This window comes from Actinomycetota bacterium, from assembly GCA_030776625.1.
Classification (GTDB): Bacteria; Actinomycetota; CADDZG01; order CADDZG01; family WHSQ01; genus MB1-2.
Window position 1 is genome coordinate 175,161 of the sequence record JALYHL010000004.1, and the last position, 9,784, is coordinate 184,944.

Below are 9,784 nucleotides of genomic sequence, written 5' to 3' on the forward strand. Positions count from 1 at the left end.
CGGCCCGGCAGTCGGCGTTCAATTCCACGGATTGTGGAGTGACTACTCGGATGCCGAGCGGGAACTGGTGCTGGACAAGCTGGCTGCGGCCGGACTCCAATGGGTTCGCATCGACCTAGGTTGGCAGTCTCTTCAAGAGCAGGGGCCGACCGCCTTCAGCCAGTGGTACGTCGACAGCGCGGATCAAGTTGTCGAGATGGCCCACCAGCGGGGGCTGAAAGTCCTGATGACGCTGTGGGGAACGCCGGGCTGGGCTAACGGCAACGCCGGCCGCGCGGTTCCGCCGACGGACCCTTCCGACTACGCCCGCGCCGCCACCTTCGTGGCTCGGCACTTCGCCGGGCGCGTCGAGGCGTTCGAGGTCTGGAACGAGCCCAACGAAGGGAGTTTCTGGACGGGCACGGCAAGCCGATACACCAACTTGCTGAAGGCGGCGTATCCCGCCTTCAAGCTCGGGAACCCGAATGCGCAGGTGGTGCTTGGAGGCCCCAGCTACAACGACACCGACTGGCTCGAAGACGTCTACGCAGCAGGCGGGGCGGGCTACTTCGACATCATGTCGACACACCCCTACCAAGGCGTCGCGGACGCTCCCCCTGAGACTCCAGACGATGGCACTATCTGGACGCTGTCACACGTCGCCGCGGTGCACGACCTCATGGTGCTGAACGGCGACGGCGACAAGGAGATCTGGTTCACGGAGATGGGCTGGTCGTCGCACGCCAACCAAGGCAACGAGGCGAACTGGCAACGTGGTGTCACCGAGGCGCAGCAGGGCGACTACTTCGTCCGGACGATCGAGTACGTCACCCAGCGCCACCCGTATGTGACGAATATCTTCTGGTACAACGAGCGCAACCGCGATTCGAGCGACGTGCAGCTCGCCAACTACGGCCTCCTGCGCCGCGACTTCAGCGACAAGCCTGCCTACACCGCGATCAAGGGATACCTGACCTCGGGGACCACTCCACCGGAGGCCGAGGAGACGTCACCGACGCCCGTTCCCGTCCCTGTTGATCCGATCGAGGTGGAAGAGCAGCTCGTCAATGGCGGCTTCGAAGCCGGCCGCACCGGGTGGGAATCGATCAACGCATCGCTGTCGACCACCAGCGCGGGTCTTCGGGGTCGAGCGCTCAAAGCCACGCGGCGGGGCCGCACCTACGGGATCGCTTCGAGCTCTGTCGACGGAAGCTCGGGTACAACGGTGACGGTCGCCGGTTTCCTCCGCGCTCCCCGAGCGGACCGCAAGATCACGCTCGTGGTCACGGAAAGTCGCGGCGGCGAGATCTTGAAGCGCAAGGTGGTGGAAACCCGCACCAGAACGTCTTGGACCTCTTTCCCGAAGCTGTCCTTCCGCAGTAGCGGTCTTCCGGGGAGCCGGCTCCGACTCAAGGTAGAGGCGACCGGCAACCGCGCCGAGCGGTCCTATTTCCTCGTGGACGAGTTGTCGCTCAAGCTCTAGCGGGCCCGGCGATGCGTCGAGCGGCCAACAGAGCTCCAACCAGGCCCCAGACGGTGAACCAGATCACCGCGTTCTTCAACGGATAGTCCACGAGGCCTTGGCCCATCACGGTAATTAGAGCGGCCGCGATCCCGACGACCAGTGCAGCATGTCGCGGCTGCTCACGATCGATCGCGCTACGCCGGGCGCGTCGGGCAGCTATCGCTACGGCCGATACGACGCCGACGATGAGCACAGCTGCAGGGATCCCTGCCTCCGCCGCCCAGTTCAACAACAGATTGTGGGCGTGGTCGGCGAACACCGTGTCCGCCTCGGATCCAGACCGTGCGCTCACGACGGGGAAGTTGCCCGGCCCCTGACCGGTCCAGGGATCCGCGGCCACCTGGCGGCGCGCCTCCTGCCAGATCTTCGGGCGGCTGTCGTAGGGATTCTCGGTGGTGAACGCCTGTAGGCGGTCGCCAACGACCTGCAGCTCCGGGGTTTCGGGGGCGATGGATCCGGCTACCGCAAGGAGGACGGCGAGCGGGATGGCGGCGACGAGGACTGCTCGACGCGCCCGAGGCAGCGCGACCACGAAGAGCAGCCCGCCGAGTGCGGTTCCGATCCAAGCTCCTCGCGACAACGACAGGATCAACGCCATGAAGACGACCGCGAACGCGACCCCTGCCAGGATGCGCCCAAGCCTCGACTCAGCACCCAACATCATGCCGGCGGCGACCATCGACACCATGGCCGCGAACGCACCCAGCTGGTTCGGCTGATTGAAAGTTCCGACCGCGCGTCCCGATATCACCGCTCCCCCGAATGAGGCTTCGGGCTGCACTCCCGAGGTCAGCGCGAACAGCGCGGCAAGGACACCGACGGCGATGAGACCGCCCAGAACCCGGCGCAGATCCCACGCGCGTTCGCAGCAGGTGAGCACCATGGCCGCGAACACGATGGCGCCCGCAAGGGCGAAGATCTGCTTGATCCCAAGCTCCACGTTGGACGAAGACGGGAGCGCGATCAGAGCCCAGGCGAACAGAGCGACGGCCCACCACAGAGGTCCCGACCAATCGAGGGGGCCACGTCCGACCGCGAGACGTTGGATCACCACCAAACCCGCAGAGACGGCCACGGCAGCTTGCACGGGGTCCACGGTGAGCTCCGCGGTCCATGGAGCAAGCGCCACCACAGGATAGGAGGCGAACACGAGCAACACCCCGAGCACCGGTTGCTGGAACAGCAGAAGCGTGACGAGAGGCAAGAGAGCCGTCATGAAGAAAACCACCGGCCCCGCCTCGCCGAAGCGGAAGCAGACGGCCACCAACGCGGCTCCCGCAACCGCGCTGGACAACAAGATCGCGAGCGAGTCCAGCATCGCCCGCCAGCCGCGCAACAACGGGTTCTCGGTGGCACCGACCATCGACGCGGTCGGCAGCCCGATCACGCCGCGCCGCCGATCTTTGCGGCCCCCGAGAGCCTTCGGAGGAGCTGCGCGCTGAGCAAACGCACGTGTAGGCGACCGCGGTGCATCTCGGCTCGACGGAGACTCACACGGTCCAGCGGATGCCGGGAATCGGCAAGCACGTCGCGCCGCCGGAAAGCTTCGGCGATCGCTCGCGCCCACTCCTTCGTAGAGCCTCGATAGGCACACTCCACGAGGTCGAAGAGCAGGTAAGCCGCGATCCGTCTGGCGGCCATCACCGTAGGAAAGTGCCGGCAGAAGTACCAGATCTGATTGCGAACGCGCATATGCAGGACGCGCCCGGGGTCCGTCCGTCCCTCCGTCACCTTCATGTGCTCGAAGCGCGCTGCGGGAACGTAGCGGACGTCCCAACGCTGTGCCACCAGACGGGTGGTGAGGTCTACCTCGCAGACCGTGAAGAAGAAAGGAGCGAAATAACCGCCGGCAGCGAGGAAAGCTTCTCGCCGGACCATGCATGCACCCTCGGGGAAGAAGAAGCTCGGGATCCCCTCACGCGGAACAGGTTGGTTGCGGCCCCCCCGGAAGAACCAGTCGAACGTTCCGACCTCGACCTGCCGCAATACGGCGCCGGTTGGATCGACATCGATCACGAAACCACCTGCGACCGCGAGGTCGGGATGATCCAAAAAGACGTCGCGCAGTGTCTCGACGGCGCCTTCGAGCGGATACGCGTCGTCATCGAGCCACAGCAGAAGGTCCCCCGACGCGGCGCGGGCGGCTTCGTTGTGGCCACCAAGCCCGATGTTCGAGTCGGAGCGGAGCACTCGGACGCGTGCGTCACCGCGGCTCTCGACGTACTCGGCGGTGCCATCCGTCGACCCGTTGTCGAACACGATGACTTCATCCACTGGGTGCTGTTGGAGCCGGTCCAGCACGATACCCAGGGACCTCTTGCGGTTGTGGGTCACTATGACCGCAGAGATCCTCGGATCTCGCAGCGGCTCGTGACCTCCCGCCCTCCAGGTATCAGCCATGGCTGCCTATCTTCCGTGACCGATCGCGCTCCCGCGCCTCCTCTAGGACAGCGAAGGCACGCTCGATGCGGGGGACGTTGCGACCGCGAGCCGGCGACCACGTGAGCACCTCGACGAGCAGCCGCAGAGACGTCCAGCGCATGAGTAGAGCGAGATCGGCCTGTGCCGATGGATCGAGACGATCGACGACGAGATCCTCGAGCAGGCGCCGATCGTCGTACCTCTCCAGCGTGGTCCACAACATGGCGAGGTCCGTGTGCAAGGGGGCCGGGCCGAGGAACTCCCAGTCGACGACCTTGACGGTCGCCGCCGTCGCATCGAACAGGACGTTGCGTGCATCGAAATCGCCATGGGCGAGAGCCTGCGATGGAAGGCGTCCGACGCGGCGATACACCCCGACCACCTCCGACAGATCGAGCGGACCGAGCGCGAGGCGACTCCACCGAAGCGGGATGCTCCTGAGACGGGGACTGCGTTTGCGAGCCCCCTGCACCACCTCGGAGCGGGGCCAAGTGGCTGCCGCGATCCGATCTGCCGCGTCGATCGAGCGCTCCACGTAGGAGACGCCCTGAGCGGGATCGCTCGACACGCGTTGCATGACCAGATAGCTCCCGTCGGGCGCCACCGCGATCGTGCGTGGCACCGGGATTCCTTGATCCCGAGCCCACGAGTAGACGCGGGCCTCCCGCAGCAATCTCCGCCGTCCCTCCTCCTCGGCGGCGAGATAAGCCACCGCTTCCTGCGAAGCCGCACGCCACCCGAAGCGGCCCCTAAGAGGCGCTTCCATCTCGAGGCTGAACCCCGTGGCCGCCCGCGCGGCTTCGATCTCAGCGGTGGGCGGGTTCGCGCTCAACGACGCCCCGGAACGAGTGCGCCCACGATCGCCACCTGCTCGGGTGCCACGCGCTTCGCGACGAGGTACCAGACCAAGAGATAGAGGGCGCCCACGCCGGTGAGCTCGATCAGGATGGGGAGCTCCACGACGACTAGAACGAGCGCCATCACCGACCCGCCGAGCACTGGAGGAAGCAACCTGCGACCAAGGGTCGGGAGGCCGATGTCGCGCAGGAGCCACAGAGATAGCCCCGCTTCGATCGCGTACGCCACACAAGTCGTGATCGCGGCTCCGACTCCGCCGAGCAGGGGGATCATCACCAGGTTGGCTCCGATGTTGAACAAAGCAGCGGTCATGGTCGCGCCGAAGGCGGAGCGCGCGCGATCCAACGCTTGCAGCCCGTACCCCGTCAGGTATGCGACTCCGAACAACATCGGCCCCAGCGCCAACCAGCGCGCGACAGGAGCCGATCCCTCCGCGTACGCCTCCCCGAAAAGCAACGAGATGACGTCTTCGGCCTCCGCCAACAGCACGACGGCGAATGGAACGAAAAGAACAGCCATCGAGGCGATGCCCTCTTCCACACCCCTCTTCACCTGCGCGCCACCCCGCGCGCTCATGGCCGGAAAGAGGGCGCGCACGATCGCCCAACTCACGAATAGAACCGTCTCGAGCAACCGGTAGGCCACGCTATAGATGGCGAGTGCGACGTCGCCCTTGAACGCGCTGAGCATGATCGCGTCGATCCGAAAGAGGGATTCCGACACGATCGTGTCGACTCCGATGTAGAAAGACCGACCCAGCATGGGGCGGAGTTGCGAGCGATCTACGCCCCGCAGGTCTAGCTTGACCCCGAGGCGACGCACGGCGCGCTGAGATACGACGAGGCCGATGATGGAGCCGGCCAAGAATGCGACTCCGAGACCTACGACGCCGGCACCAAGCACGAGGGCCACGATCCCGAGCCCCGCGGTGACCAGCCTGTCCACGACTACGGCGGCGGTGACACCTGCGACCTCCTGTCGCGCGAATCCAGCCGAGACGGCGGCCTCTCGGAATGAGTTCAGAGCCCACGCCACCAGCACGAGGACCAGAACGAGACGCGCTTGAAGGTAGGGGCGCGTGAGCGCGCCTAGGAACCCGAACACGACCACCGACGGGATCGCGATCAGGGCCCGCAGGAGAACGAACCGGTTGTACAGCGCGGGGAGCTTGTCTGGCTCTGCCGACGCCTCGCGTATCAACAGGGTGCCGAGACCCCAAGACCAGACCACGGCCACCAAGGGCGCGAACGACAGCGCGTACGAGTAGGCCCCGAACCGCTGCTGTGTGAGAGCCCGCGCTGCCACCACCGTGAGGGCGAGGGTCGCCACCTTGCCGACGACTTCCGCACCCGCCTGAAGCGCAGCGTTCCGCGCGATCCGGCGGGAGGCGGCGCCTGGTGGCGCCGCTGCGTCAGGCATCCGCTCGGTCAAGCCGCAGAATGAGCCTCCATGTGGACGAGATCCTTCTTGCCGCCCGTCATCTTGGCGCACCACAGCGTTGGTGACGTGGAGGATGAGCAGGACCCGCGCCGGCTGGTGGTGTCACCGGGTGACCTCAGGTCCCAGATCCGCGCGCTGCAACGGCTCGGCTACCGGTTCGCGACGAGCGAGCAACTCCTGCAGGACTACCCGCCGCCGGCCCGCACCGCGGTCTTGACCTTCGACGACGGATGGCTCGACTCGTTGAGTACCGCCTCGCCATTGATGTTGGACCTCGGAGTGCGGGGAGCCTTCTATGTCTGTCCGGGGTGGTGGGACGGGCGTCATCCGGACGTGTCCGGTCCCCACGGCAAACTGATGGGCGCTTCCGAGGTGGGTGAGCTGCACGCGGCGGGTATGGAGATCGGCTCTCACTCGATGAGTCACCGCGATCTCAGGAAGCTCGCCCTCGACGAGCTGCGCAACGACCTGAGCGCCTCGAAGGAAGCGATCGAGGAGATCACCGGGGAGGCGTGCCGGACCCTCGCCTATCCGTTCGGGTTATTCACGCGCCGAGAGCGCGAGGTAGCGCAAGAGGTCGGATACGAACTGGCCCTGGCTTGGCTACCGGGCCCTTGGGAGAGGTACGCGACACCGAGACTCCCGGCACCACCGCGGAACGGCGGTCGCCGGCTCCTGCTGAAGATGTGGGGGCTCAGAAGACCAGTGCGTCTTTCCTAGATCACGTGGCAAGCCAGACGGTGCGCGCGACCTCTCGCGCCACCTCTTCCGCTGGACGCGTGGCATCCAGCACCACGGCGCGGGCGGAGCGGAACAGTCGGTCGTACTCCACCGCCTGAATCTCCAAACCGGTCGGCGAGAACTCGTCGCGCTTGCGTGCCCAGGCCACCTGTGGAGGCACCCGAAGAAAGAGGGCGACCACCGGGCGCGGAGACAGCGCCCGCACCGCAACCCTCTGCAGCGGGAACAGCGGACCGCCTCCGTAGAGCCAGCGGATCTGGACCCACGAGTCGAGCACATAGCGATCGCACAGGACGATGTCGGCTCGCCGGGTGTGTTTCAGGACAGTACGTCGATGCGATGAGCCGTTCGCGATCGCAACGAGGATCCCCCAGATCGAGGAGACGACGCGGCCCCGCTCGAACACGCGAGCGGGGGGCTCCCCGGAAGGGCCCGGAGCTTGCGCTAGTGGTGCGCGAGAGCGCGTCGCGCGGCGTACGAGCGCCAGCAGTGCCTTGACGGGGCGCGCTATCAGGTCGAGTGACGGATTGAACGTGACCCTGTGCCACGCGATCGCCACGCGGAAGCCGAGGTGTTCGAGGGTGGCCGCCAAGAGCCTCACCTGCGTGCTCTTCCCACTGCCGTCGAGACCGGAGAAGGCGACAACGCGAGGAGGCCGTACGCGTGGGGTCAGCGCGGCGCTTGCTTCGGGCCACGAGCGCGCGGAGGAGACGCCGCTCGCGCGCAGTTGCTCGGCCAGCGCGGCCACGCGTGCGGTCCGAAGAAGACGCGAGGGGGCGTGTCGCCCGGCATCGAGGAGACCGAGAGCGCGCGACGCCCCCCAGGCAGACGCGTGCACGCGAGCTCGATTCAACGCGTCGGGGTCTTCGGCCACTATCGAGTCCAGGCGCGCCCGGCGCTTGTCGTCGAGGATCCCGGCTCGAACGAGGCGCCGCGCGAGTATCAGCAATGCGTGATGCGGGCTCGGGCGAACGAGATGGTGCATACCCTCGATCGCCACGGCGTCCCCAAACAGCGCCTCGAGCTCGTCGGCGGGAAGTCCCCAGGTCGCCGCGGGAGTGAGATCGACGGCGTCGACCGAATCGACGCCGAAACGCACCCACATCTGCGCCTTCCGCGTGAAGCCCCATCCGCTCAGAGCTTCAGACAGAGCCCTCTCATCATGTTCTCTGACCAAGAGGTCCAGGTCGCGGGCATGGGGTGGGATGGAGCCGTAGATAAGACACCGGCTCTCCACAACCTTGTCGATCGCAAGAGCGAGTTCGATCACTTGCGTCTCAACAAGGAGGCGCTTCTCTGCGGCGCCCTGAGCAGGTAGCGGAGGCAGGGCCGCGGATCAGACTTCGACCAGAGAGGGTGCACCGCGCCGCATCCGTAGGCGAGGGTCTTGCCGACATCGGCGGTCAGGCCCGAGCGCCGTTCCCGCAGCGCCCTCAGCAGGTCGCCGTGGAGCCATTGATACCGAACCCCCGTCCGCGCCACCGCAGATGGCACATCTCGGCCCACGGCCAAGCTCGCCCACAGCGCGGGTAGGTCGATACCCGCCGAGATCGCGAGCGACATGGACCCATAGAAGCGTCCGTTGAGATCGATCATCTTCGGCGCCTCGCCACTTCGTTTCATGAACTGAAGCTCGGCGATCCCGAACCAACCCAGCCGGTTCAGCAGCTCTTGGACGCCGCCGGCCAACGCCGGATCGAGCGGCACCGTACGGGCGCGTGTGCTCGAGCCGGGAGGGGAGGGATCGAGCCCGTCCACCTCTTGCTGCACCGCAGCCACGACCCGGCCGCCTCTGTCACACAGCGCCGTGTACGCCATGAGCAGTCCCGGAACCCTCTCTTGCAAGATGGCCTCCGCGCCGTTGTCTGTGATCTGAGCGATCCGCTGCCGAGCTTCATCAGGAGCAGCGCATACCGACGGATCGAGCCGGCCGGAGCCGGCGCGTCTGCCGACGCTCCAGTGTCTCCGAGCCTTCACCACGACCGGCCACGACTCCCACTGCGCGACGGCATCTGCGGGCGCGGTTGTGGGGGTCGAGAGACCACTCGCTTGTGCGAGATGATGGACATGGAGTTTGTCCAAAGCAGTTTCGACCACGGAGTGTTCTGCGTAAGGAAGCAACGCATCGAGTCGGTGGCGCCCATGAGAGAGAGCCATCAGCTCGGCATCGCCTCCCGCGAATACGAGTTCGTAGCCGCCGGAGGAAATCGCGTTCTGGATCGCCGCGAGGAAGGCATCCGGGTCGAGGTGAACGAATGGAGCGACCAGATGTCGTGACATATAGCTCGAGGTCGCCGCAAACCCCACGGGGCCAGGCGACGCCACCCCTACCTCCCAGCCCGCCCGTGCGAGCGACCGAACCGCTGCAAGCGCACCCAGCGACCTGCCGTCGTCCACTACGAGCGCTCTCATGACCGAGCCCGCCGGGTTATCGCGCTGAGATACGTCTCGCGCATCGCATCAACCATCCGATCGACGGTGAACCCTTCCACGACGCGTTGCTTACCGCAGGCCTCGGCGTCGGCGCGCCAGTCGTCGTCTTTCAACCCGTCCGCGATCGCCTGAGCCAACGCCGCGACATCTCCAGGCGGCACGAGACGAGCGCACTCTCCGACGACCTCGGGGACACCTCCGGCGGCGAACGCTACGACCGGGGTGCCCAGGGCCATCGCTTCGAGCGCAACCAGCGAAAAGCTCTCCAGCCCCATCCCTCGATCGTCGCGGCCGCTGGTTATCGCGACGAGGTCGCTCCCCGCGATCAGCGACGCGCTGTCGGCCAGATGCCCCACCAGGTGCACCCGTCCTGACATGTCCGCGCGC

At 66.4% G+C, this 9,784-nt stretch carries 9 protein-coding genes; 2 read left to right on the forward strand and 7 right to left on the reverse strand.

Going from position 1 to position 9,784, the window contains the following annotated elements:
* Nucleotides 1-31: 31 nt before the first annotated feature.
* Nucleotides 32-1,462 carry a cellulase family glycosylhydrolase gene (locus tag M3N53_08420; GenBank protein MDP9068351.1) on the forward strand — a complete coding sequence of 477 codons (1,431 nt, stop codon included), beginning with the start codon at nt 32-34 and terminating at the stop codon, nt 1,460-1,462.
* Here M3N53_08420 and M3N53_08425 read toward each other — a convergent pair.
* Genes M3N53_08425 through M3N53_08440 form a run of 4 tightly spaced genes read right to left on the reverse strand, consistent with a single transcriptional unit; the run spans nt 1,452 to nt 6,202 of the window.
* Nucleotides 1,452-2,891, reverse strand: coding sequence for an O-antigen ligase family protein (locus tag M3N53_08425; GenBank protein MDP9068352.1), 1,440 nt, complete (start codon nt 2,889-2,891; stop codon nt 1,452-1,454). The two genes, M3N53_08420 and M3N53_08425, sit on opposite strands and share 11 nt — an antisense overlap.
* Nucleotides 2,888-3,904 carry a glycosyltransferase family 2 protein gene (locus tag M3N53_08430; GenBank protein ID MDP9068353.1) on the reverse strand — a complete coding sequence of 339 codons (1,017 nt, stop codon included), beginning with the start codon at nt 3,902-3,904 and terminating at the stop codon, nt 2,888-2,890. The genes M3N53_08425 and M3N53_08430 overlap by 4 nt, the downstream gene beginning before the upstream one ends.
* Nucleotides 3,897-4,757, reverse strand: a complete 861-nt coding sequence (locus tag M3N53_08435; GenBank protein MDP9068354.1) for an aminoglycoside phosphotransferase family protein — start codon at nt 4,755-4,757, stop codon at nt 3,897-3,899. Before M3N53_08435 ends, M3N53_08430 begins: the two co-directional genes overlap by 8 nt.
* Entirely contained in the window at nt 4,754-6,202 is a 1,449-nt protein-coding gene (locus tag M3N53_08440) for a flippase (GenBank protein MDP9068355.1), read from the reverse strand. The genes M3N53_08435 and M3N53_08440 overlap by 4 nt, the downstream gene beginning before the upstream one ends.
* Nucleotides 6,203-6,232: 30 nt before the next feature.
* Between M3N53_08440 and M3N53_08445 the strand changes: the two genes are divergently transcribed.
* On the forward strand, nt 6,233-6,943 hold the full coding sequence (locus M3N53_08445; protein MDP9068356.1) for a polysaccharide deacetylase family protein: 711 nt from the start codon (nt 6,233-6,235) through the stop codon (nt 6,941-6,943).
* A 1-nt stretch (nt 6,944) separates the two neighbouring features.
* Here the strand turns inward: M3N53_08445 and M3N53_08450 are convergent, their stop codons facing one another.
* The 3 genes from M3N53_08450 to M3N53_08460 form a co-directional block, all read right to left on the reverse strand.
* A complete protein-coding gene (locus M3N53_08450) occupies nt 6,945-8,234 on the reverse strand; it encodes a hypothetical protein (GenBank protein ID MDP9068357.1) in 1,290 nt (429 codons plus the stop codon).
* Nucleotides 8,231-9,376, reverse strand: a complete 1,146-nt coding sequence (locus M3N53_08455; GenBank protein ID MDP9068358.1) for an ATP-grasp domain-containing protein — start codon at nt 9,374-9,376, stop codon at nt 8,231-8,233. Before M3N53_08455 ends, M3N53_08450 begins: the two co-directional genes overlap by 4 nt.
* On the reverse strand, nt 9,373-9,784 hold a 412-nt coding region (locus M3N53_08460), incomplete at its 5' end, for a glycosyltransferase (protein ID MDP9068359.1). The genes M3N53_08455 and M3N53_08460, both read right to left, overlap by 4 nt.